The 22,799-nt window shown below is 53.7% G+C and carries 24 protein-coding genes; 9 read left to right on the top strand and 15 right to left on the bottom strand.

Going from position 1 to position 22,799, the window contains the following annotated elements; genetic code table 11:
- Positions 1-40 precede the first annotated feature (40 nt).
- From NST26_RS13545 to rpiA, 7 genes are all read right to left on the bottom strand, one after another.
- Positions 41-1,186, bottom strand: coding sequence for a DUF4179 domain-containing protein (locus NST26_RS13545; RefSeq protein WP_340953413.1), 1,146 nt, complete (start codon positions 1,184-1,186; stop codon positions 41-43).
- The gene (locus NST26_RS13540) at positions 1,183-1,716 is read right to left on the bottom strand and encodes a sigma-70 family RNA polymerase sigma factor (protein WP_340953414.1); all 534 of its coding nucleotides are present in this window, start codon (positions 1,714-1,716) and stop codon (positions 1,183-1,185) included. Before NST26_RS13540 ends, NST26_RS13545 begins: the two co-directional genes overlap by 4 nt.
- A gap of 201 nt (positions 1,717-1,917) precedes the next feature.
- Positions 1,918-5,076, bottom strand: a complete 3,159-nt coding sequence (locus tag NST26_RS13535) for an MMPL family transporter (protein ID WP_340953416.1) — start codon at positions 5,074-5,076, stop codon at positions 1,918-1,920.
- Entirely contained in the window at positions 5,073-5,525 is a 453-nt protein-coding gene (locus NST26_RS13530) for a MarR family winged helix-turn-helix transcriptional regulator (RefSeq protein WP_036729268.1), read from the bottom strand. Before NST26_RS13530 ends, NST26_RS13535 begins: the two co-directional genes overlap by 4 nt.
- A 227-nt stretch (positions 5,526-5,752) precedes the next feature.
- On the bottom strand, positions 5,753-6,193 hold the full coding sequence (locus tag NST26_RS13525) for a GNAT family N-acetyltransferase (RefSeq protein WP_339313952.1): 441 nt from the start codon (positions 6,191-6,193) through the stop codon (positions 5,753-5,755).
- Between the two features lie 60 nt (positions 6,194-6,253).
- On the bottom strand, positions 6,254-6,610 hold the full coding sequence (locus tag NST26_RS13520; RefSeq protein WP_340979275.1) for a VanZ family protein: 357 nt from the start codon (positions 6,608-6,610) through the stop codon (positions 6,254-6,256).
- Positions 6,611-6,729: 119 nt separating this feature from the next.
- Positions 6,730-7,410 (bottom strand): ribose-5-phosphate isomerase RpiA, encoded by a 681-nt coding sequence (gene rpiA / locus NST26_RS13515; RefSeq protein ID WP_340958078.1) that lies wholly within the window; start codon positions 7,408-7,410, stop codon positions 6,730-6,732.
- A 125-nt stretch (positions 7,411-7,535) separates the two neighbouring features.
- Here rpiA and NST26_RS13510 point away from each other — a divergent pair, with 125 nt between their 5' ends.
- The gene (locus NST26_RS13510) at positions 7,536-7,733 is read left to right on the top strand and encodes a hypothetical protein (RefSeq protein WP_036729275.1); all 198 of its coding nucleotides are present in this window, start codon (positions 7,536-7,538) and stop codon (positions 7,731-7,733) included.
- A 58-nt stretch (positions 7,734-7,791) separates the two neighbouring features.
- Here the strand turns inward: NST26_RS13510 and NST26_RS13505 are convergent, their stop codons facing one another.
- Together NST26_RS13505 and NST26_RS13500 are read right to left on the bottom strand one after the other, a co-directional pair.
- Positions 7,792-8,346, bottom strand: coding sequence for a macro domain-containing protein (locus NST26_RS13505; RefSeq protein WP_340953419.1), 555 nt, complete (start codon positions 8,344-8,346; stop codon positions 7,792-7,794).
- Entirely contained in the window at positions 8,330-8,797 is a 468-nt protein-coding gene (locus NST26_RS13500) for a hypothetical protein (RefSeq protein WP_155991622.1), read from the bottom strand. Before NST26_RS13500 ends, NST26_RS13505 begins: the two co-directional genes overlap by 17 nt.
- A gap of 230 nt (positions 8,798-9,027) precedes the next feature.
- Here NST26_RS13500 and fsa point away from each other — a divergent pair, with 230 nt between their 5' ends.
- From fsa to NST26_RS13485, 3 genes are all read left to right on the top strand, one after another.
- Complete coding sequence (gene fsa, locus NST26_RS13495; RefSeq protein WP_036694437.1) at positions 9,028-9,675, top strand: fructose-6-phosphate aldolase; 648 nt, start codon at positions 9,028-9,030, stop codon at positions 9,673-9,675.
- Positions 9,676-9,827: 152 nt separating this feature from the next.
- Positions 9,828-10,271 (top strand): MarR family winged helix-turn-helix transcriptional regulator, encoded by a 444-nt coding sequence (locus NST26_RS13490; RefSeq protein WP_340953421.1) that lies wholly within the window; start codon positions 9,828-9,830, stop codon positions 10,269-10,271.
- Between the two features lie 12 nt (positions 10,272-10,283).
- Entirely contained in the window at positions 10,284-11,480 is a 1,197-nt protein-coding gene (locus tag NST26_RS13485; protein WP_340953422.1) for an MFS transporter, read from the top strand.
- A gap of 83 nt (positions 11,481-11,563) precedes the next feature.
- On the opposite strand, the gene helD is transcribed toward NST26_RS13485, so the two are convergent.
- Positions 11,564-13,921, bottom strand: coding sequence for an RNA polymerase recycling motor HelD (helD, locus tag NST26_RS13480; protein WP_340979274.1), 2,358 nt, complete (start codon positions 13,919-13,921; stop codon positions 11,564-11,566).
- Positions 13,922-14,008: 87 nt separating this feature from the next.
- On the bottom strand, positions 14,009-15,064 hold the full coding sequence (locus NST26_RS13475) for an FUSC family protein (RefSeq protein WP_340941273.1): 1,056 nt from the start codon (positions 15,062-15,064) through the stop codon (positions 14,009-14,011).
- A gap of 193 nt (positions 15,065-15,257) precedes the next feature.
- Between NST26_RS13475 and NST26_RS13470 the strand changes: the two genes are divergently transcribed.
- Positions 15,258-15,758, top strand: coding sequence for a hypothetical protein (locus NST26_RS13470; RefSeq protein ID WP_340953426.1), 501 nt, complete (start codon positions 15,258-15,260; stop codon positions 15,756-15,758).
- Positions 15,759-15,853: 95 nt separating this feature from the next.
- Here NST26_RS13470 and NST26_RS13465 read toward each other — a convergent pair whose 3' ends face one another.
- The gene (locus NST26_RS13465) at positions 15,854-16,522 is read right to left on the bottom strand and encodes a phosphatase PAP2 family protein (protein WP_340979273.1); all 669 of its coding nucleotides are present in this window, start codon (positions 16,520-16,522) and stop codon (positions 15,854-15,856) included.
- A gap of 112 nt (positions 16,523-16,634) precedes the next feature.
- Here NST26_RS13465 and hfq point away from each other — a divergent pair, with 112 nt between their 5' ends.
- Positions 16,635-16,856 carry an RNA chaperone Hfq gene (hfq, locus tag NST26_RS13460; protein WP_340979272.1) on the top strand — a complete coding sequence of 74 codons (222 nt, stop codon included), beginning with the start codon at positions 16,635-16,637 and terminating at the stop codon, positions 16,854-16,856.
- A gap of 128 nt (positions 16,857-16,984) precedes the next feature.
- Here the strand turns inward: hfq and NST26_RS13455 are convergent, their stop codons facing one another.
- Positions 16,985-18,091, bottom strand: a complete 1,107-nt coding sequence (locus NST26_RS13455; protein ID WP_340979271.1) for a lactonase family protein — start codon at positions 18,089-18,091, stop codon at positions 16,985-16,987.
- A gap of 185 nt (positions 18,092-18,276) precedes the next feature.
- Between NST26_RS13455 and NST26_RS13450 the strand changes: the two genes are divergently transcribed.
- Positions 18,277-18,612, top strand: a complete 336-nt coding sequence (locus NST26_RS13450) for a LytTR family transcriptional regulator DNA-binding domain-containing protein (protein ID WP_036729308.1) — start codon at positions 18,277-18,279, stop codon at positions 18,610-18,612.
- A gap of 254 nt (positions 18,613-18,866) precedes the next feature.
- Positions 18,867-20,045, top strand: coding sequence for a peptidylprolyl isomerase (locus tag NST26_RS13445; protein ID WP_340953431.1), 1,179 nt, complete (start codon positions 18,867-18,869; stop codon positions 20,043-20,045).
- Between the two features lie 114 nt (positions 20,046-20,159).
- Here the strand turns inward: NST26_RS13445 and NST26_RS13440 are convergent, their stop codons facing one another.
- A complete protein-coding gene (locus tag NST26_RS13440; RefSeq protein ID WP_036729313.1) occupies positions 20,160-20,354 on the bottom strand; it encodes a hypothetical protein in 195 nt (64 codons plus the stop codon).
- Positions 20,355-20,433: 79 nt separating this feature from the next.
- Positions 20,434-21,033: a nitroreductase family protein gene (locus NST26_RS13435; RefSeq protein WP_036729316.1), complete on the bottom strand. Its 600-nt coding sequence runs from the start codon at positions 21,031-21,033 to the stop codon at positions 20,434-20,436.
- Between the two features lie 278 nt (positions 21,034-21,311).
- On the opposite strand from NST26_RS13435, the gene NST26_RS13430 reads away from it, so the two are divergent.
- The gene (locus tag NST26_RS13430; protein ID WP_340979270.1) at positions 21,312-22,727 is read left to right on the top strand and encodes a metallophosphoesterase; all 1,416 of its coding nucleotides are present in this window, start codon (positions 21,312-21,314) and stop codon (positions 22,725-22,727) included.
- Positions 22,728-22,799: the final 72 nt, after the last annotated feature.

The following is a 22,799-nucleotide window of genomic DNA, read 5'->3' as shown; positions in this document are numbered from 1 at the left end:
CCGGCTGCTGCATGTTGCAGTGGCCGGAGGGTGTTTCATTTTATGGTATAGGGACGGTCATCTCCAGTTCGGGAATGTACTTATTCTCCCCGTCCTTTAATGTAACGAAAGACTTAATAATCACACGCTCCGGCCTATTCTCAAAAGGTTCAAAGACCATACTATGTGAGAACGTATCCCCTTCACCGCTGCCGCTGATACTAACTGGAACAGCCTGTTGCCCTTGATCATCCCACAGCTCGAACCCGATCATTAAAATCCCCGCATTTTTATATTTTTCTGGAATGGCCTCCTCAATCGCCTTGAGATCCGCGCCTGGGTCTCCTTTAATTTCGGCTAGCAGACGGGTCGATGTCTGGCTCAGTTCCAGCCGTGTGTAACGGAGATGGATATGATCATGTACCTTGATCTCCCCCGGTCCAAGAACAAGGTCGCCCAGAGTATTCTTGCTAACGGGAAACTCAAAGCGAAATGGCTCATCCATTCCATCAATAAGGACTATCATAGTGAGGTTAAACTGGTCAGGGATTTGTAGATTCGGTCCATCCAGTGCTGAAACAATGATAGAGTCAGGTGCGCCGGCACCTCCCTGGGCAAACCCGAATCCGGTATTTACCATTTTCCCGTTCACCAAAAACTCGATATTATTTATTCCGCCTGCTGGCTGCCCCCTGCGGGTCAATAAATCCCACCAGCCCTCCTTTTTTTGATCCTCCTTTGCCTGAACACGGGTCAGCACCACCGAGAAACGGCTTCCGTCATACATTTGTTCAGACACCCTGAGAGTCATTCCATCCAGAGTGACGGTCTGCTCAACATTTGTGGTTAACCCTGCTTCATTTGCTTTTCGCAACCCGGCATCTCCTGCAAGCTGGAATACGCTTGACATGAAGGGCAACTGCTTCAAGGTCTCCGCCATGGCCGGAGAGATGAACCCCAGGCTAATCAGGAGCACCAGCCCTCCAGCCACAGATGCTGCACTGATTACCACCCGGGACAGCCATCGGGGCATTCTTTTACGTCTAACGGTCTCTTGATGTTCTGAAGCCGCCTCCAAGCGAGTCTCATCCTTCCCACTGATGATCTGGTAAGTCTCCTCCATACGCAGATGCACAAGCTCCGGCAGTTCAGGAAGAGTCTCTTCCTGAAGGTCTGCCAGCCTGCTCTCCAACCGCTGCTGGCTCATCCGTTCACCTTCCTTTCTACAGGTTGCTCCAGGGTTTGCTGTAACGTCTTACGGGCGCGGTGCAGCCTGGTCTTGACGGCACTCTCGGACAGCTCAAGCAGCCCGGCAATCTCTTGCACGGTTAACCCCTGATAATAATGCAGCTTAACAATAGTTCTTGATATCTCTTCGAGCCTGCCAATGGCCTGACGCAGATCCATCTCTTCTACGAACGAAGATATGACTTGTACGCTCTCCGGCGGATCGGGCATGACGACTACCCTTTCCCGTCTGCGCAGAATCAAGTTGCATTCGTTGATCAGAATACGAAATAGCCATGTGTTGAAATAAGCCGCTTCTTTCAGTCCTGAGATGGCTTTAAAAGCTTTCAGCACCGTCTCTTGCATCGCATCTGCACAATCCTCGTCACTCCTGACCATGGACTTAGCCATACTGTACATCCGCCGCTCCTGACTCTTCACCAGTTGGATGAAGACCTCGCTGTCACCCGCCTGGGCACGCCTGACCAGCTCCTCTTGTCCGTTATTCAAATATGATTGCCCCCCTTCTTCCGGGAAGCTGCCGCATCCCCATTCAGTGTTTATTTCCATATGCTCTTTAGATGAAGTACAAGTTGATAAGGTTACATCGGCACGGTGATTTTTTATTTTTTTCTGCGTAAACAGCCAAAGAGCAGGCCCCATATAACCGGGAAGCCTGCTCTTTATTTTCATCTCTTGTAATGCAAAACGTTACACATCCAGCGTTCTAGGGTGATCCTCCCCCGCCGCCGGACGGAATGGCCACCAGTTAGCCCGGCCGAACATCCGCACCATCACCGGCACGAAGAACGGCAGGAATACCAGTGCATACAGCGCCAGACCGGACAATACAACCGTCGCAATCTGCATCATCGACAGGACCCCGGAAGGATACATCGAGGCGAATGTACCGCCCAGAATCACTACGGCCGAGAGAATCACAGTTCCCATATTGCGCATAGCATGCAGAATGGCTTCACGCACATCCCAGGTTTTATTCTCGTTGAAGCGTGCCATCAGGAAGATACTGTAGTCCACCCCGAGAGCAATCAGCATGACGAAGCTGAAGAACGGAGTCGTCCAGGTGATCCCTGAATAGTTCAACAGATGAACGAAGATTGCTTCCGTTACCCCAAGTGCAGTGAAGTAAGTGATCAGGAGCGAGACAATCAAATACACTGGCATAACAATCGAACGGAACAGTACCACCAGGATGATGAAAATACCGCCCAGCATCAGAATCACCGTACGTGTGTAATCCTCATTGGAGATTGTCTGCAAATCGCTGTAGGTGCTGGTCACACCACTCATGGCTGTCTCCGCATTCTCCAGCTTGGTGCCGGCCACGGCACGGTCCAACGCTTCCTGAATCTGTCCGACGCTGTCAATAGCCTCCGCGCTGTATGGATTACCCGCGAATACAACATCAATCGTCATGACCTTGCGGTCCCCGGACAGATAGTTATCGAATACCTGCTGCATGCCCTTAGCCTTAAGCGCCTCTGCCGGAACCAGGAACCCGCTCAGCTCATCATCCTTGGCGTCCTGAATCTGCTTAAGGTAATCCTGCGCAGAGCTTAGGCCGCTGGTGATTTGTCCCAGACCATCCGCACTTTGCGTTAGTCCGTCCGTCAGCTGGCCAAGCTGGCCCGTAAGCTCGCCGAACCCGTCAGCAAGCTGTTTCTGCCCGCCTTGCAGCTGTGTAAGCCCGGTGGTGATCGCCGGAAGCTTGCCGACAATCTGCCCCTGGCCGTCTGCCGCCTGCTTCAGGCCGGTTTGCAGCTGGCCGATACCAGCTACCAGCTGATCCAGCCCTTTCGCCAGCGCCGCCTGGCCTGCTGCCGCTTTGGAGTAACCGGCATTGGCCTCGTTCAATCCGGCCGCTGCACCGCTTAGCTGGGCCGAAATCTCGCCCAGTCCTCCAGCCAGTCCCGCAGCTCCGGTACCGCTCTGCGTTACCGTGCCTTTAATCGTCTGGTAATTCACATCCTGGAGCAGCTCAGGGTAGGCGGCTTCCAGTCCAGTGAAGGAAGCTCCCAGACCGTTAAGCGCATCTGCCACGCCTTGAAGCTGTGTCTGCAGACCGGCGAGGCCCCCGTTCAGCGCGGTCAGGCCGCCGCCGATCTTCTTATAGCCTTCGAGCAGCGCAGCGTTTGCATCGGCCAGCTGCTTCGCGCTGGCCGCCGCCTGCGTGAGGCCCGCTTTGATCTCGCCGGCTCCGGCCGAGCCGCTGCGGATGCCGCTCTCGATCCTCGACAAGCCATCGCCCAGCGCATCAATCCCTTTTTTAAGCTCGGCTGTGCCCTCTGTCAGCTTGGCGCTGCCAGAAGCCGCTTCTGTAAGCTTAGGCTCATTCTCCTTCAGCTGCTTACTCGCTTCGCTCAGCCCGTTCTGGATTTTGGTTAAGCCTTCATTACTTTGATCAAGACCGTCTGACAGAGTTGCCACCTGAGTAGGAATTAGGAAGTCATTAATTTGCTCCCCGGTTGGCCGTGACATGCTGCGTACAGCTTTGACACCCTCTACCTTTTCCAGCTCACGGCTGATCTTCTCCGCAAGCCCCATATATTCAGCGGTATCCATCCGGTCATCGTTCTTGATCACTATCTTGCCAGGCATGGATTCGCCCGGACCGAAGCTCTCGGAAATAATATTGAAGCCTTTGACCGAAGCGAAATTCGGCCCGATCTCATCCATGTTGTTGAACGACAGCTTCCCGCTGTAGGTAAGCAGGAACGGCGCAACAATGGCAGCTACAATCAGCAGCGCAGCCCAGGGTCTCTTCAGGGAGAACGAACCGGCCGCTCCCCAGATCCGGCTCTCACTATGTTCCAGCTTGCCGCGTGACGGCCAGAACAGCTTTTGACCCAGTACCGCCATGAAGAACGGAACCACAGTCACGAGCGCCAGCAGCATAACAGCTATGCCGACAGCCACCGCCACCGCCGAACGGTAGAGCATGAACTGGGACAGGCCGATGGCCAGGAAGCCGACGAAGACCGCCAGTCCTGAATAGAAGACTGTTCCTCCGGCTTTCCGGTAAGTAGCGATAATGGCACTGGTAGTATCCTCAGACTGGACAAGCTCCTCCTTGAACCGGCTGATCAGCAGAATGCAGTAATCGGTCCCGATCCCGAACATAACGGCCACCATGAAGATCTGTGTGAAGGTCGACAGCGGGAAATCAAACCGGTCCACCAGAAAAGCCACAATCGACTGGGACACGATATAACTCAGCCCCACCGTTAACAGCGGTACAAACGGCGCCACGACCGAGCGGAACACCACGAACAGGATCAGCAGAATAAACACGACAGTGATATATTCCGACTTCTTCAGCCCGGCTTCCGAGCTGGCAATCGTATCCTCTGTAATCAGTCCTTCACTGGTCATGTAATGGTCCGCAGTGACGTTACCCAGCAGCTCAGCAGACTTTGCCGGGAGCTCCTTGACCGCATCCTCTCCGCCTTGCACCGACAAAGCGACCATAATCGTCTTGCCGTCCCCCGCAATTAGCGTATCCTTCAACTCAGGCTGTGAGAACGGATCTGTAATCGTGCTGAGCTTCAGGGAATCCTTGTTCCCGGCCAGCTGCTCCACACCCTGCTTAATACTCTCGGTGTCTGCGGCCGTCAGCCCCTCAGGCTTATGGAACACCAGGGCCACCTGATGTACCGTCTCCCCGTCCTTGGCCGCAGCGACCTCCTTCATAATCTCCGCAGCCCGCGATGAAGTGTAGCCAGCCGGTACTGAGATTTGCCCCTTCTCCCGGACCAGATCCGACATCCCGGGTGCTGTCAAGAATAACACTAATGCCACAGCCAGCCATACCGCGATAATGGCCCATCTTGCCTTCAAAATCGTTCTCAATTGCTTCTCCCCCCTGCATCCTGCATCAGAAATGCCAGCTTCTCAAACATCGTAATAAACTGCTCAATATTGTTATCCTCGAAATGGAACAAATAAGGGGAGATAACCTCCTGCATTTGCTTATCAGAGGTATGGTAGACGCTCTTCCCATGCTCCGTCATGGTCAGATACACCTGCCTGCGGTCATTCTCGTCCCGGGTCCGCTGGATCATCCCCGCTTCATCCAGCCGGTTGATAATGGCAGTAATCGAGCTTTTGCCTACAGCTACAGCTTCAGACAGATAAGTCGAGGTGCACTTCTCCTGCCCGCTGATCAGCCTAAGAATAAGGAATTGATCCGTCGTCAGACCTTCTCCAAAAATCTCCCGGAGCCTCGCGTTGATCTGCCTGGTGACAACCATATAGGCGTCTACATAGCGGTTGATCCATTCCTCTGCATCTTTCTTCAAAGCTGCTTCCACCTTTCCGGATAATAGTTCACCTATAGAATAGTTTTATAGTAAAACTATATTGTCCTTTGCGTTAAAAGTCAACTGGTTTCATGAATTTTACATTGATATTCATCAGGGGGATTAAATAAGCCTCATGGACGCAAAAAACCACCCTGCACGCAAAGTGCAGAGTGGCTAATATTATAATTTTCACCTATTGCCTCTCCCGATACCGCTCGGCCCGCTTACTCCTCGTCCTCCGTCTCTTCCACCTCATAGACACAGCGGAACATTTCGATGCCGGCAGCGTTCTCGCCCAGGCTGTAGACCATGAAGCCCAGACTGCGGTAAAAGTCAGCGGCAATCTCGTCCTCGGTCTCCGCTATCAGGTAACGTGGCTGACGGGAGGTGACCAGCTCAAGAATCATGCCGCGCGCATATCCTTTACCCCGGTTCTCCGGGAGCACTGCGATATGGCGGATGTCGAGCGAGCCGTCTTCCGTCTCTTCAAATCCGGTGAGTCCGAGCAGCAGCCCGTCCTCTTCCCAGCCGCATAGCTGCATCGCCGCCTGCTCCCTGTATTCTGCCGAAGTGCGCTCCAGCGCATCCGGGTCATCTATAACCGCATAAGCCAGCAGCTCATTCACCTGCGGTGTGCCGACAAGCGGCTTCAAATCAATCAACATATGTCTCATCCTCCTAAAAGTATACCTGACCCGAAATTATACCTGTCCCGGGTGCCTCCGCTATCCCCGCACCAGCCGCAGCAGCGCATACCCTGTCAACACACCCAGCAGGTTAAGCAGCAGATCATCGATATCCAGGCTCCCGACATGCAGCAGCATCTGCAGCAGCTCCAGTATAATGATGCCAAGCGCAGACAGAAGCGTCAGGCGGATAAAAGAACGGTAACCGGTCACCACCAGCGGAAGCAGAATGCCAAAAGGCGCGAATACCGCCACATTCCCCAGAAGATTCACCAGCCTGTTAGCATACGATAATCCGTTAGTCATGTCAAAGTATAAACGCACTGTCCGCAGCGGTTCAAGATTGTAACGGAGCGGCCCGTCCAGCTGAACCGTCCGTCCGAACCCGATGAACATCCAGTATAGCAGCAGTCCGCTATATCCAATCAGCAGCAGCCAGGCCCAGGAACCGCCGTCCGGGCGGCAGCGCCTGCTTGGCTGTGGAGGCCTTCCCCTTCCGGCGGCTGGCCTGCGGCTTAGCGATCCTGGCCACCTTCAATAATCTCAATCGTGCCGTCTTTCTTGCCGAGAATCGCCAGATCTGCAATTCCGATGAAGAGGCCGTGCTCGACAACTCCCGGAATACGCTGGAGGGCAAGCGCCAGCTCTGCCGCCGATTCAATCGCTTCAAAACGGCAGTCCGCAATATAATTGCCGTTATCCGTCTTGTACAGGTCTTCTCCGCTGCGCCGCAGCTCCGTCTTACAGCCCAGCTTAGCGAGAGCGGCAACCGTCCACTCCCAGGCGAACGGCACAATCTCCACCGGTAACGGGAACTTCCCGAGCGTGGTCACCGCCTTGCTCTCATCGGCCACAACGATCATGCGGGCGCTGCCCATAGCGACAATCTTTTCCCGCAAAAGCGCACCGCCCCCGCCCTTAATCAGCTGCAGCACCCCGTCCAGCTCATCCGCCCCGTCAATCGTCAGGTCGAGGCTGTCCACATCACTGAACGCTACCAGCGGGATGCCCAGCTCACGGGCCTGATCCTCAGACGCCTGTGAAGTAGCAACGGCTGTAATCTGCAAGCCCTCGCTTACCCGTTCCCCCAGCTTGCGGATGGCCCAGTAAGCAGTGGAGCCTGTTCCCAGGCCCACCCTCATACCGTCCTTCACATATTCGACTGCCTTCTCCGCTGCCAGCTGTTTCACATTGATACTCATTTTATTCCCTCCATGTTATCCGTTATAATGAACGAAGTGGAATGGGCTGTGCCCGTCCACAAGGAATTCTTAGCCTTACTAATCAGCCTGACACTAATAATCCATCAGGAGGCATCCGCATGAGAACCGAGAACCAAATCCAATCCAAAATCAACGAAATGACGCTCCAGCGCAGATCCCTGGAGTCCCGGCTGGCTCCCCTGCCCCCCGGTGACCCGCAGAGGGCCGCGCTAGACGCCCAGCTGACCAGGCTAGAAGATCTGATTCTAATGCTGGAATGGGTATTGAACGCACCCGTAGGCAAGTATCACGCCTGACTTCCGGGCTTCTGCCAGACAGGCTTTTGCCGTAACACATACTATCCGGATCACCTGTTCAGCTATAATTCCCAAGCAGGGCCCCATATAGCCCGGCATTCTCATGCTCGAAGCAGACGAAATCGATCTGCCGCAGCGGGAGCTCTGCCGGGTTCTTCGCGCGGACATATAGAGCTACGGCCTCCAGCGCCGTCTTGCAGGCCAGCTCCTTCGGGAAGTTGTAAATGCCCGTGCTGATATTCGGAAAAGCGAGGCTCTTCACCCCATGGGCGCAAGCCAGATCAAGGCTGCTCTTATAGCATCTCGCCAACACAGCCGCTTCACCAGCCGTACCGCCCTTCCAGATCGGCCCCACCGTATGTATCACCCCACGAAAAGCAAGCCGTCCCGCACTGGTGAGCGCTGCTTCGCCGGGAAGAATACCGCCCTGCTTCTGGCGGATTACCGCACATTCCTCCGCAATTTCCGGGCCCCCGGCCCGGTGTATAGCCCCGTCCACTCCCCCGCCTCCATACAGACCGGAGTTCGAGGCATTGACGATCATCTCGCCCTGCCATGAGGTAATGTCGCCTTCATGCACCGACAGGACTACATCATTAATGTTGATCTGCATAGCTGGTCTCCTCCTTCGCCGCAGTCTCCAGCGCCTGAATCAGTTCCTTCTCGCCCCTGCGGGCAGCCTTCCCCGAAAAAGAATCATACGTAAGCCGGCCCCCCTGCACTGCGGCCTGGCGGAGAATGCCCAGCATATAATTCTGCGCATCAGATAACACCAGCTCACCCGTACCAGCGGCAACCCTGCACAGGGCACGGGTTGTCCCCGCCTCTGCCTCCGGCAGGTCCTCTTCCCCGGGCTCAACCACCGTGAATTGGAACAACGGCACCGCCTCCGGCAGCTCCTCTCCCGCAGAGAACCTCTGATTATATACCGAATACATCAGATTGCCGGTATGTGCTCTGGAAGCATCCGTCTCTTGCTCCGCAAGAATTCTGCTGTTCTGATATGCAATAATTCCGGCTGTGACCAGCAGAAACAGCACTACCCCCGCAATTAAAGTATACATCCCTGTCACCAGCCCATCGCCTGTAATGAACAATACCGCTTCTATAGTATCATGGACAGAAGTAGCCGTGAATGGTCCTACCCGTGTAAAAACAATTTTTTGCGCCGATTCCATAAAGTTATTTTGAGATATTCAAATTAACAGTTGAAACTTCACGCAGCATGTCTCATAATGAAGTGGAGCCTGCTGTTTTGTCAAATCCATACGAAATCAAGGGAGGATACCTGGAAATGAAATTTTTCTTGGATACCGGAAATATTGAGGAAATCAAACGTATTACCCGCCTCGGATTAGTGGATGGCGTAACGACGAACCCGTCGCTGATCGCCAAGGAAGGCAGATTGTTTAAGGATGTAATCAAAGAGATCGTAGCTATTGTCCCTGGTCCTGTAAGCGCTGAGGTTATCGGTCTTACGGCTGAAGAGATGCTTAAGGAAGCTTACGAGATCGCAGAATGGGCTCCGAACGTGGTCATCAAGCTGCCTATGACCGAAGATGGTCTGGAAGCTTGTTATGAACTGACCAAAAAAGGCATCAAAACCAACGTAACCCTCGTATTCTCCGCTGCTCAAGGCCTCATGGCCGCCAAGGCAGGAGCTACTTATATCAGTCCGTTCGTCGGACGTCTGGATGATATCGGTGTAGACGGTATGAAGCTGATCAAGGATCTGAAGACGATTCTGACCAACTACGACCTGAAATCCGAGATCATCGCCGCCAGTATCCGCAACATCGCCCATGTGGAGCAAGCTGCCATTGCCGGCGCTCACATCGCTACCATCCCGGGCTCACTCCTGCCATCACTCTGGAAGCACCCGCTGACCGACAATGGTATCGAACGCTTCCTGAAGGACTGGGAGAAGGTTCCACAGGTTTAAAACAAAGCAAATCATTCAAGCCCCCTTCCGCATCATGCGGAAGGGGGCTTTTTTGGCGTTGTCAGATTGGAAGGAACCCATTCATCCTTGACTATTTTACTTGTTATACTTATTATTGTTGTAACAAGTAAATACAAAGGAGCAGTTCATTTATGACTCTTTCCTCTCCACAGCAATTCCTCGGCTTCCTGCTGGGCTCGACCCACCGGAGAATCTCAGTGAGCTTCGCCCGGGCGCTGAAGCCGTATGACATCACACCCGAGCAATGGTCCACCCTGCTGATGATCTGTGACCGCAGCGGAGTCAACCAGAAGGAGGTTGCCGTTGCCTCTGCCAAAGACCAGCCGACCACCGCCCGGATCGTGGAGCTCCTGCTCAAGAAAGGCTTCATTACCAAAACGGCCAACCCCGAGGACCGCAGGGCGTTCCAGCTCTCTGCCACCGGAGAGGGACGGGCGTTAATTGAGAAAACTATAGTTTTGGAACAGCAGACTATAGATATGGCTGTAGCCGGGTTGCAGCCGCAGCAGCTTGAAGATCTCCGCAGTATGCTGGAGCAAATCTATCACAACACCGGAAATATACATCAGGAATAGGAGTCTACCCAATTGAATCAATCCTCTGAACGTCTATGGACCACATCCTTCATCACACTGACCCTTTGCAACCTTCTGCTGTTCATAGGACTGCAGATGACCTTATCTACCCTTCCCGCTTATGCGGAAAGTGCCTTACATGCTTCACCCGTGCAGGTTAGCCTTGTCACCAGCCTGTTCGCCTTCAGCGCCATTGCCTCCCGCCTCTTCTCGGCCAAGGCCATGGAGAAGGGCGGGCGCAACCTGCTGATCTTCCTCGGCCTTGCCATTGCCCTCTCTGCGGTGGCGGGCTATTATTTCGCAGGCAGCATCTTCACCCTGCTGGCGTTCCGCATCCTGTTCGGCATAGGCTTCGGCATGGCCAGCACGGCGTTCCCGACCATGGCCTCCGATGTCATCCCCATCCGCCGGATGGGCGAGGGCATGGGTTATTTCGGATTATCCACCAGCCTCGCCATGTCAGCTGGCCCGCTAATCGGACTCAGCCTCCTGCAAGGACCTGGCTTCGGGTCCCTGCTGCTGGTGGCGGCTGTCGTGCTTGCTCTGATCCTGCCGATGGGCTTCCGCCTGGCCAAAACACTGCCTGGCGGACATCTGGAGCCGGCCGCAGTTCCGGCTGCAGCTGCGGGAAGCAATCCATACCGCAGGCTGCTGCTTCCCTGCCTGCTTAACTTCCTCTTATCCATCTCTTACGGCGGGCTGCTGGGCTTCCTGGCGCTCTACGGGCAAGAGAAGCACCTCCAGCATATCGCTTACTTCTTCCTGTTCAATGCCGTAGCCATTGTCGTGATCCGGCCGCTCTCCGGCAGAATCTACGACCGCTATGGCGCGGCTGCCTTGCTCATCCCAGGAAGCCTGTTCATTGTCGCCGGTCTGCTGCTGCTCTCCTTCGCCTCCACAACGGCGGGCTTGTTCCCGGCCGCTCTATGCTACGGATTCGGCTTCGGCTCCATGCAGCCTGCGCTCCAGACCTGGATGATCCAGTCTGTCGAGCCGCGCCAGCGCGGGTTAGCCAACGGAATGTTCCTGAACTCCCTGGATCTCGGTGTAGCCATCGGCTCCATGCTGCTTGGCGCTGTCGCCATGTTCACCAGCTACGCCGTAATGTACCGGTATTCGATATTGGCGCCTCTCCTGCTGCTCGCTGTCTATCTTCTGGTACTCGTGACCCGGCAGAACAGTAAGCGCAAAGCTGCCCTACAGGGATAGCTGGAAGCTACACTTCCGTGGAATAGACAAAACCGCCTCGCGTCACACGCGCAGGCGGTTTATTTTGTCTGTACAACTGTTACTCACTTCTCCTGCATACCAGCCGTAACCGTTTCACGCACAGCAGCAGGCAGGAACGGGCTTGGCTGTCCCAGACTGTAGATATGAAGCAGATGCATCGCCCGGGTACAGGCGGTATAGAACAGCTTACGTTCATGTTCACGCCCGTATTTTTCAGCGGAACCGTCATAGATAATTACGGCATCGAACTCGACGCCCTTGGCAAGGTAGGCCGGAAGCACCAGCGTCCCTTTTTGAAAATTAGGCGTTTCCTTCGTGACCAGCCGCACCGGCAGCCGCTTCTCCAGTTCACGGTATACCTGTGCGCTCTCTTCTGCGGTCTTGCAGATTACGGCCACATAATGATAACCCTCCGCATGAAGCTTAAGCACATCCTGCTCCACTGAGGAGAGCAGATCGTCTTCACTGTCCACCAGCGTCAATAGCGGCTCCCCCCCCCGGCGGTTAAAGGGTACGATCTTCTCGCCGCCGGGAATCATCGCCCGCGTGAATTCAACAATCTCATACGTAGACCGGTAGCTGCGGGTCAACGAGATCACCTCGGTGTTCTCTTCGCCGTAGATGCTCACCAGTCCGGCCAGATCTCCCAGCACCTCGCCTTGGGCATAGATAGCCTGATTCAGGTCGCCCAGCACGGTCATTTTGGCCCGGGGAAACAGGCGGCGCATGAATTCGAGCTGGAACGGCGAGTAATCCTGCACCTCATCCACAATAACATGACGGATCAGTGTGTTCGTCCGGAAGCCCTGGCTAAGCTCCTTCAAATACAGGAACGGCGTCGCATCTTCATAGGCCAGCTCGTTGCCCCTAATCGCAGCCAGCGTCTGCGCGCAGATCTCATCCCATGCTTCAGGCAGCGGCTGGAGGGTATCCAGGCTCTCTATCAGCTCACGACCCTCGAATAAGCGGCTGTACAGCGCCTTCACATCCACGAAGCGTCCGCGCTTGGTCCAGCCGCGCAGCGGTTTGAGCCGCTGGCTGACTACGTAGCGGGCAAGCAGGATTCGCTCCGCATCATAATCATCGAAGCTGTCGTTATGCCCTCCGCCCTTACGGCGCATCTGGTTATAGGCCCGCTGATAATCGCTGTTGTCCATCAGCTCAATCTGCTCATCTACCCATGCCGCACTCCGCTCTTCTGCGCCGAAGGCCGCAATTTTTTTGAGCAGCCAGCCCGTCATCAGCTCAATCCGGTTCGCCAGCTTGATGCCCGGGTCATAGCTGTAGAATTGGCGCTCCATCTCTTCCTTAGAGGCAACAGCCTTCCCCTGGAACATCAATGGTTTGAACAGCATGCCTTCATGCTCCAGTAGATTCACGTATTGCCGGATGGCGCTAAGGAAGGCTACCGACGATTTATATGCAATACCTTCCCGGCGGATGTAGGCTTCCTCCCCGTCCGGGGCATTCAGCAGACTCTCCGTCTGGCTGAACACATCCTCCAGCTGAAATTCCTGGCCCAGCCGGTGCTCCAGGTACATCTGGAAGGTGGTCTGCTGCATGTTCTCTTCCCCCAGCTCAGGCAGCACAGTAGATACATAGCTATTGAACAAGGGGTTCGGCGAGAAGAGCAGCATCTGATCCGCCTGAAGCACCTCACGGTACTTGTAGAGCAGATAGGCTACCCGCTGGAGCGCCGCTGACGTCTTGCCGCTCCCGGCGGCTCCCTGCACAACCAGCATCCGGCTCCGGTCATTGCGGATGACTGCATTCTGCTCCTTTTGGATGGTGGCTACGATCGATTTCATCCGGTCATCGGCGCTGTGGCTCAGTACCTGCTGAAGCAATTCATCGCCGATAGTGACGCCAGTATCGAACATGACTTCAATCTCACCGTTATCAATCACGAATTGCCGCTTAAGCTCCATGGTGCCTGTAATCTGTCCGCCCGGCGTCTCATAGGATGCAGGTCCCGGCGCCCCGTCATAATACAGGCTGGAGATAGGCGCACGCCAATCGTAGATCAGGAAGGTTCCGTTATCCTCCATCAGCGAGCCGATGCCCAGATAGATGGTATCAGCCGCAGCATCCCCCGCCTCCGAGAAATCAATCCGGCCAAAATAGGGCGATACCACAAGCTTTTTATATTTTTTGAGCGCCTTGCTGGATTGCAGATGATGGCGTTCGCGTTCGTTCAGAATCTGTGCCTGCTGCCGCAGACTGGTTGAAGTCTCCCCCAGGTCGTCGGGGCTGCTGAAGTTCACTGTGACCTCTTCCCAAAAGTCTTTACGCATATCCACGACATCCGTGCGGTGGAGTCCCAGCTCCTCTGACAGCAGCCGGATATGGGTAGACAGCAGCTTGGTGATACCGTTTACCCGCTCCTGCTCCTTTTGCCACTCGTGATCATGTTTATCCAATTCATTTCATCCCCTTCGGAAGGTTGACTAACAATGTTACCAACTCTGTAGTCGTTTTACAAGTTTTTGCTATATTCAGCTTGTGCTCTATATTTTCTCGCTCAGCACTGCACTTTCCTTGTCGTCTGCGTTCATCCGGTGGATCTGGTCAGCCACCTTATCCAGACGCTCCAGCTGATAGCCGTAGTCATAGATGGCCGCAGCCACCACCGACAGCCGAAGCTGCCCGGATTTCTGCGGATCGTACCCGTTAATGGCGGACTTCAGGAAGCGGTCATTGTCTTCCGCCAGCGGCTCGGAGTCATTGGCTCCCGGCTTCAGCTTATCCTCGAATTTCAGCAGAATGTACTCATGATACTTAATCAGCTGCTCCAGATGGCGGTCGAACAGCTCATCCGTTTGCTCCGTCCGGTCGGCCTGGAAATAATGCCGGTCAATCGCCTCAAGCACCTGATAGCCCTTTTGCAGGGAATTCAGCAGGTTTTTGTAGACTACCATCTGCCTCGTCTGACTGTATTTAGCCCTGCGGAGCTGCTTCTGCTCCTCCTCGAACAACGCGTATTTGTCAGCCAGCGCTTTAATCGCGCCCTCCAGGCCGTTCTTCTCATCCCGGAATACACTTTCCTTCATCTCATGCGACACCGCCGTCCGCAGCAGCAGCGACAGGCTGGTGAACACATTCTCGATCTGTTGGATGTACTGCTTGCGAGGCTGGGGCGGAAATACAGAAATATTGATAATAAAAGCCGACAAAATCCCGGTCAGGGTCAGCAGGAACCGGGTTAACGCGAACTGCCACTGGCCTGAAGCCTCCATGACGGAGATGACGGTGACCAGCGTCAGGCCGATGGTGTCGGCGCGGTTCATTTTCATGCTGATCATAATCACCAGGATGCATACCAGTCCAACCGCAATCGGTTCATTGGAGAGCAGCATTCCGCCAAGCAGCGCGATCACCGCCCCCATCGTGCTGGTCTGGATCTGATCGAGGAAATACCGCCATGATCTGTATATGGAGGGCTGCATAGCGAAGATCGCCGCAATAGCCGCACCGACAGGGGAGGCGAAGTTGAATAGAACGGACAGATAAAGGGCAAGCGTTACGGCCATTCCTGTTTTAAGTATGCGGGCACCGAAAGCCAAGTCCATCCCTCCCAAGAGCTTGAAGCTTATCATAATTACTGCGGATGTTCATCCTTTATGTATATCTTGTTATTACCCATGAACTACGCTGGCGAATTTTAGTATGTCTTAAGCCGGGCTTCAGGATTCTTTCAGCTTTCAGGGAATACTGTTATACCGGGTAGTAACTACAACCAACAGAAGAGGTGTATCCATGAAAAAAACGACCCGAACCCTAACCGCATGGGCAGCAGCCATGATGCTTGCCCTGTCTCCAGCCGCCGCCTTCGGTGAGCAGCTTCCCAAAGGCAGGGCCACCCCTCCCCCGGCCTCACCGCATACCGGCAGAGAGCATACCCCTCCCCGCAGCGGGGAACGGAATCTCAGGGCCGGAGGCCATTTCATTATCAGCGAAACGGCCGAGCTGCTCGGAATGGGCCGTGAGGAGCTGATTGCCAGCCTGAAATCGGGTAAGACCCTGGCGGGTCTGGCCCAGGAGAAGAAGGGCTGGAGCGAAGAGCAGTATGTCCAGAAGCTGAGCGATGCCGCCAGCCTGAAGCTGGATGGATTCGTCAAGGATGGGAAGCTGACGCAGGAAGACGCGGCGAAGCTGAAGCCGGGCCTGCCAACGCTGATCAAGCGCAGCCTCAGCCGCGTAGGCCAGCTTCACCAGGGCAAGCCGTCACCGCCGCCGGCTGCAACGAAGGCCCCCTGAACTATAAGGCATCGTCACCAAGGAAGACAAGCCAGACCGTCCTCCTAATGATAGAAGCAGTATGCAACAGAACAGGCACCGAATGCCCGGAGTAACTACTTCCGGGCATTCTTTGTGTTACGCGGATTCGCCTTGTAATTCCGGTAAGCCTCGAAGCAGGCTGCCGACAGCATCAGCCATGCTCCGCTCGCGGCATAGCCGCCAATTACATCACTCGGATAATGCACCCCCAGATAAATCCGGCTCCAGCCGATCCCCCCGGTCATCAGCACAGTGAACAGAATCAGCAGTAACCGCTCGCTCCGGTTATGTATGTGCCGCCACAGCAGGTAGGCAATGACCCCGTATAACGAGAAGGCCGCCATTGAATGTCCGCTGGGGAAGCTGTAGCCTGTCTGCTCAATCAGCCTGTGAATGGTGGGACGCTCCCGGTGGAACCACAGCTTCAAGAGCGTGTTCAGCAGCTGGGAGCCGAGGCCCACCCACAGGAACAGGGCAAGCTCCAGCCGGTGCTTCAGCGCGAAGAACAAGATGAGCATAGTCAGCAGAGAGATCCCGACCGCCAGCTTCGAGGAGCCGACCAGGGATAAGCCTTTGGCCAGCGCCGTCAGCGGCGGAGATTCCATCGATTGCACGAACCGGATCACCGCATGGTCGAAGCTCTGGGCCCCACCCAGCTTAACCAGCAATGCGATCAGGATAAAAGCCAGCAAAAACCATATAAAACGCCGGAATCCGCGGGACCAGTAATGATAATATAGCATAACTACCCCCTTGTCTATTTGTCAGGCCTTATGAACACATTTCCTGGGGAGGTCTGTCCCGTGTTATAATGGCCTGGAGAAATTATTTTAATTAAAGATGGAGTGCTGCCAAGTGGAAAGTCTAAAATTGCAGGAACGTTTGTTGAGCCAGTGCATCTCAACAAAGATGCCTGTGACGATCTTTACAACTAACGGAGTCAAAATGCAGGGACTGGTAACCTCTTATGACGCTTATACGATCACCTTGCAGGGTCAGGGTGACGGGAGACAGAATGTACTCTTCAAGTCGGCAGTCTCTACCGTAGTGCCGCTGAAGCCCGTCTCACTCAAATAAGCTGTCTGCACGGCGCACATTCTAACCTAAGCTACTACAAATGAACCGTTCAGGAACTCAAAAGGAACACCGGAGCAGCATCCCGGTGTTCCTTTTGCCTTTGTCTCCTTAGGGCCAGGCTGCCTGTCCTACGCAGGGAAGACCGCCGGCATCACGCACACCGGCTTCGACAGCTCAGCTGTATTGCCGGTGAAGCTCAGGCGGCCGCTGCCTTCGTCTAGGGAGAAAACAACCAGATTATTGCCGTCCCGGTTGGCAACAATCAGATATGCACCATCCGGTGTAACCGTGAAGTGGCGGGGATGTCCGCCTCTGGTGGATACATGCTCTACCAGGGTCAGCCCGGCCGTCTGCGGATTCACAGTGTACTGAACGATGCTGTCATGTCCGCGGTTCGAGCCGTACAGATATTTGCCATCCTTGGAGAACGAGATCTCTGCACAGCTGTTCTGGCCGGCCCCATATCCATCAGGCAGTGTGGATACGGTAGCAGCCGTCTTAAGGGTTCCTGCCGCAGCATCATACAGGAAGGATGTCACCGTGCTATCCAGCTCATTAATGACATAAGCGGACTTCCCGTCTGGATGGAACACGAAATGCCGCGGTCCTGCCCCGGCATGCAGCGGGGTATCTCCAATCGCTTCAAAGGTTCCCGCTTCTGTATCTATCCGGTAGCTGCGGATCAGATCCAGTCCCAGATCCGAGACGAACAGGTAGCGTCCATCAGGGCTGAAGATGGCCGAATGCGGATGCGGACGGTCCTGGCCCGGAGTCGCCCCATGTCCTGTATGCTGAGCGATATCCGTCAATGCTACAGGCAGTCCGTCCTGATCCAGCTTCAGCAATCCGACCGATCCCCCGTGATAGCTGCATACGACCAGATGTTCATTCCTCGCGTCCCGGTTAATGTTACAGGTCGTGCTCTGGCCTGTGCCCTCGGAAGGCATAGTCTGAATCCGCTGCAATTCGGTCAGCTTGCCGGTCTCAGGATCGATAGCGAAGGTTATAACCTCCCCTTCTTTGCCGCCCGTACCGTTCGGCTTCTCTCCTATGGCATACAGCTTCCGGCCGGAAGGGTCCACACTTACGAACGTAGGATTCGTCAGGCCCTCTGCGGTATCCAGCCGCTCCAGAGTGCCCCCGGCTCCACCGTCAAAGGCAAACACCTGGATTCCGCTCTCTTCTGCCGTGGCATATGAGCCGGTAAATAACAGCAGCTTCGTCTTGTCTTTCATATGAAATTCCTCCTCCAAGTTAAATAGCCATCTATATAATTTACATTTTTTCGTGAGAGATGACAAATGCAACGGAAAAAATGACAAAAAACATTTCAAAAATAAGACTTCTCAAAGCAAACAGAGTATGATATAATGAAAGCGCTAACATTAATGTTATTAATCAAGATAAAGGGGGAACACGAATGAGCAGCCTGCTGGAAGCCAGAAATGTATATGAGGACTTCGAGGTGGAGACAGACATTCTGTTCTTTAAGGTCGGGGACCATGACCTGGTCATTTTTCACGGCAGAAACTACAATATTAAAAAGAGAATGACTGCCGAGCAACTGAACCGCTTATTGTCGAGCAACAGCTATTATCATGTGTACGGCGGCTGCTACGTGAACCTGAACAAGATCAGTTCCATCGAGGACGACTGCATCTACTTCGGTGAAATGGGCCTCTATGCCAAGTCTGTACGGGTTCCAAGACGCAAGCAGGAGAACATCCGTCATCTGCTTAGGGGACTGAGCTCTTAAGCCGGAGCGTTATCCGCACACCTCTTGCACCTTGGTACTATTCTATTCGAATCATTACAGTCTCTCTCATCAGGCCGGAGCGCATATGGGGACACCCGTGCTGCTCCGGTTTTTCCTGTGTTTTACCTGTTTCTTAATGGAATCTTAAAAAGTAATTGTGCTTTTTTATACTTTCTTAAGGTTTGGAATTCTGTTTTCTGGTAAAGTTGTAGAAAGACAGGCACCACCTATATTGAAGGGAGTCATTAATTATAATGGACAAAAAAGATTTCAATGAAAATGACAAGCTAGAAAACGGCATTACGCCGGAAGAGAACGACGCTTCTGTGAGTACTCCGGAAGAAGTTATTGAACCTGCCGGAACAGCCCCTGTACCGCAGGAACCTGTACGAACAGCTCCAAGAGTTGAAGAAAGCGTTCCCGTGATGAACAAAGTCGGCGGCGGCGGTACTCCTCCTTCCTCACCTGCTCCATCCAGCGGCGGCAAAGGCTGGATGATTGCATCGCTCGTACTGGCAGCAGCGCTAATCGTAGTGCTGATTGTACAACCTTTCAAGAAAGATGACAGCAAAATTGCAGTTGCTTCTGTGAATGGAACAGACATCACCAAAGCGCAGCTGTATGATAAATTGGTTGAAGCCGGCGGGGAATCCACCCTGCAAAACCTGATCACCACTACACTGGTGGGCCAGGAAGCCAAGAAAGCCAACATTAAGGTTACCGATGCAGACATCAATGAAGAGATCGAGAACCTCAAAACCCAGTTCGGCGGCGAGGAAGCTCTGAATAACGCTCTGCAGCAGAGCTCGATGACCATTGAAGACCTGAAGAAGCAAATGCCGCTCCAGGTTGAAATCCGCAAGCTGGTAGAACCGAAGGTAACGGTTACCGATGATGAAATCTCCAAATACTTCGAAGAAAACAAAGCGAAATACAATCAGGAGGAAGAAGTTCGCGCTTCCCACATCCTGGTGAAGACCAAGGAAGAAGCTGATGCCATCGTTAAGCAGCTCAAAGAAGGCGGAGACTTCGCTGCACTGGCTAAGGAAAAATCCGCTGACACCGGCTCGAAGGACAAAGGCGGCGATCTTGACTTCTTCAAACGCGGAGACATGGTTGCTGAGTTCTCCGATGCTGCCTTCAAGCTGAAGGTTGGCGAAACCAGCGGTGCAGTGAAATCCGATTACGGCTACCACATTATTAAGGTTACCGACCGCAAGGAAGCCAAGGAATATACACTGGCCGAGAAGAAAGACGAGATCAAAAAGACGCTGATGTCCCAAAAGGTATCCGAGATGTCTGCTACCTGGCTCGCTGATCTGAACAAGAATGCCAAAATCACGAATACTTTGACCGATAAACCGGATGCATCTGCTACTCCGGCAGCCAGTGAAGCACCTGCTGCTGCAACAGAAGCTCCTGCAACGAAATAACGAATAGCGCAGTGGTGTACAAGCTATACTTACAAAGAGGACAGGCGGATAACCGCTTGTCCTCTTTGCTCATGTCCAGATGGACGCCTCACCAACGGAGTCCAGGCAGAGCGGTCAGTGATCCTTTTTGCGGATCTGCTTATCGTGATTCTCGCCCCACTCCTTGGCTTGTGCAGTGGCAATGGCGATGGCCCGCCCCTCCTCATATCCGTCCTCCAGCAGCGCATTGGCGATCTCTACCGCTTTATTGCGAACAGGCGCCGTGAAATTCTTCAATGAATCCGGATAGTTCTCCTTGTTCCATGGCATGACAAAAACCTCCTTGATCGGGCTATATTTATACTTAGCCGGATCAGGGAGGTTCTAAACTGCTTATCGCAGGATGTGCTTATTTAATTACCTTCACGCGCTCTTCAATCGGCTGGAATTCCTTCTCGCCTGGAGGGGTCAGGATGTTACCGAATGGCATCTGGGCAATCAGCTTCCAGTCCGCAGCAATACCAAAGGTCTCCTTCACTTCATCATCGATCAGCGGGTTATAGTGCTGAAGGGAGGCTCCCAGACCTTCTTCGGCGAAGGCAGTCCATACTACATATTGCAGAATCCCGGAGGACTGGTTGGACCAGATCGGGAAGTTCTCAGCATACAATGCAAAGTTCTCCTGCAGGTGCTTCACCACTGCCTGATCTTCATAGAAGAGCACAGTGCCGTAGCCGGCTTTGAAAGAGGAGAGCTTCTGAGCCGTGCCTTCGAATTGTTCAGTAGGAACGATCTTACGCAGGGTTTCTGCTGTAATATCCCACAGCTTATCATGTTGTTCGCCCAGCAATACTACAGCTCTGGAGCTCTGCGAGTTGAAGGAAGTTGGGCTATGTAGAACAGCCTCTTCTACAATCTTCTGAATTTGTTCATCAGAGATTGGGGATTCTTTACTGATGGCGTATATGGAACGTCTGCCTTTTACCGCTTCAAAAAAAGTCTTAGACATAAAATAACTACCTCCATTTAATTAAGTAACTTACTTTTTTTAATCATAACACTTTTCCGGCCTGAATACAACTCATCATTCACAAGTTTTTCCTGTACCAGCTCTTTATTTTGTATATCCGCTCTTAGTGTCGCTGAATTGCCTTCAATTATGCACCTTCCACTATTTTCTATAAGCTATTATAGAGGTTTAGAAACAACGGCTAACATATCGTATATACAACCCGGTCATAAATAAGCTACAATGATTCAGCTAAAATACAGAAAGAAGGTTAAGCTATGCGCGTCTCGCTTCATAACCGCACAATCCATGCGGTGAAGCTCACCTTAATGATGCTCCTCTCCTCCATCCTCATCCTCAGCGGGTGTGAAGACTCCGCTTCTTCTGCCTTGAACACTGTTCCAGCAGTTGCTGAGGCCGTGACCCCTGCTGCAGAACCCGGAGAACCTGTATCCTTCTGGGTCGCCACCGATACGCATTATCTGGACAAAGCCCTGGAGGACGGCGGTCAAGCCTTCCAGACCTATGTCACAGGCGGCGATGGCAAAATGCTTCCTTACAGCGATGAGCTGACCGAAGCTCTGGTCCGGGATGTGGAACAGAACAAGCCGGCTTTCCTCATTCTGAGCGGCGACCTCACGAATAACGGTGAAGCGGGCAGTCATAAAGAGCTGGCCGCGAAGCTGCACCGGATGGAGGCTGCCGGAACCCGCGTCTACGTGACTCCGGGCAACCATGATATCAACAACCCCTGGGCCAGATCGTTCGACGGTGACAAGCAGGTCGTTGCCAAGCATATTAATGTAGAGGATTTCCTGCGCATCTATGATGATTTCGGATATAACGAGGCGGTCTCGCGGGATGCGGACAGCTTAAGCTATGCGGTGAAGGCAGCACCCGGCCTGTGGCTGCTGATGCTTGATAGTGCCCAGTATGCACATAACGAAGAATATAATTTTCCGCAGACCGACGGGCGTCTGCTGCCCTCCACCCTTGCCTGGATCGACGACAATGTGAAGCGGGCCGCTCAGGAGCATGCGTCTGTGATTACCGTGATGCATCATAATCTGCTGAGCCATACCTCCATGGCCGTCTCCGGGTTCAAGCTCAATAACAGCCAGGAGACGATGAAGGCTTTTCGCAGGAATGGGCTAAACCTGGTATTATCCGGGCATATTCATATGCAGGATATCCGCCGCGATCCTCCAGAAGCCTCGATAGATCCGGCCTTACCTGTCTATGATATTGCTACAAGCGCCTTCGCGGTGAACCCGCACCAGTACGGCAGAATGACCTTCGATCCCGCTTCGCGGGCCGTGACCTACCACACCGCTCAAGTGGATGTTGACGGCTGGGCCAAGGCCAACCACAAGACTGATCCGCACCTGCTGAACTTCAAAGCGTATGCGGAGCAGATTTTCGCAGAGAACTCATATGACAAAGCGATGAAACGGCTTAAGGAGAGCAGCTTCACGGAGGCGCAGAAGCAGTCGATGGCTGAGGTGATGTCGAAGCTGAACGTGAAGTATTTTGCCGGGAACGCTGCTGATTCGCTGGAGGAGATCCGGGCGATGCCGGGATTCAAGCTGTGGGAGAGTATGGAGGGCGGCTTCATGTCCGGATATATCCGCAGTATGGCGGAGCACGCAGAAGTGAGCAATACCTCGCTGGAGATGGTTCTGACTACACAATAGCAGACAGCAAAGCCTCCCTTACGTTCGGCAATTCCTTGTGTGAATTGGTAAATAGTTAAGATTTGAAATCCA

The organism is Paenibacillus sp. FSL R7-0128 (assembly GCF_038002245.1).
In the GTDB taxonomy this organism is placed as follows: Bacteria; Bacillota; Bacilli; order Paenibacillales; family Paenibacillaceae; genus Paenibacillus_AQ; species Paenibacillus_AQ silagei.
The sequence above is the reverse complement of the archived record's forward strand: the minus strand, read 5'-3'. Positions and strand labels throughout refer to the sequence as shown.

Coding starts and splice junctions, on each gene's coding strand:
- NST26_RS13525 (WP_339313952.1), bottom strand. CDS start 6,193: ATGTTGATTGATTTGAAGCCGCTTGTCGGCACACCGCAGGTGAATGAG.
- NST26_RS13430 (WP_340979270.1), top strand. CDS start 21,312: ATGCGCGTCTCGCTTCATAACCGCACAATCCATGCGGTGAAGCTCACC.
- NST26_RS13455 (WP_340979271.1), bottom strand. CDS start 18,091: ATGAAAGACAAGACGAAGCTGCTGTTATTTACCGGCTCATATGCCACG.
- NST26_RS13440 (WP_036729313.1), bottom strand. CDS start 20,354: ATGCCATGGAACAAGGAGAACTATCCGGATTCATTGAAGAATTTCACG.
- NST26_RS13470 (WP_340953426.1), top strand. CDS start 15,258: ATGAAAAAAACGACCCGAACCCTAACCGCATGGGCAGCAGCCATGATG.
- NST26_RS13490 (WP_340953421.1), top strand. CDS start 9,828: ATGACTCTTTCCTCTCCACAGCAATTCCTCGGCTTCCTGCTGGGCTCG.
- NST26_RS13465 (WP_340979273.1), bottom strand. CDS start 16,522: ATGCTATATTATCATTACTGGTCCCGCGGATTCCGGCGTTTTATATGG.
- NST26_RS13545 (WP_340953413.1), bottom strand. CDS start 1,186: ATGAGCCAGCAGCGGTTGGAGAGCAGGCTGGCAGACCTTCAGGAAGAG.
- NST26_RS13450 (WP_036729308.1), top strand. CDS start 18,277: ATGAGCAGCCTGCTGGAAGCCAGAAATGTATATGAGGACTTCGAGGTG.
- NST26_RS13435 (WP_036729316.1), bottom strand. CDS start 21,033: ATGTCTAAGACTTTTTTTGAAGCGGTAAAAGGCAGACGTTCCATATAC.
- NST26_RS13510 (WP_036729275.1), top strand. CDS start 7,536: ATGAGAACCGAGAACCAAATCCAATCCAAAATCAACGAAATGACGCTC.
- NST26_RS13520 (WP_340979275.1), bottom strand. CDS start 6,610: ATGTTCATCGGGTTCGGACGGACGGTTCAGCTGGACGGGCCGCTCCGT.
- NST26_RS13505 (WP_340953419.1), bottom strand. CDS start 8,346: ATGCAGATCAACATTAATGATGTAGTCCTGTCGGTGCATGAAGGCGAC.
- NST26_RS13500 (WP_155991622.1), bottom strand. CDS start 8,797: ATGTATACTTTAATTGCGGGGGTAGTGCTGTTTCTGCTGGTCACAGCC.
- fsa (WP_036694437.1), top strand. CDS start 9,028: ATGAAATTTTTCTTGGATACCGGAAATATTGAGGAAATCAAACGTATT.
- NST26_RS13445 (WP_340953431.1), top strand. CDS start 18,867: ATGGACAAAAAAGATTTCAATGAAAATGACAAGCTAGAAAACGGCATT.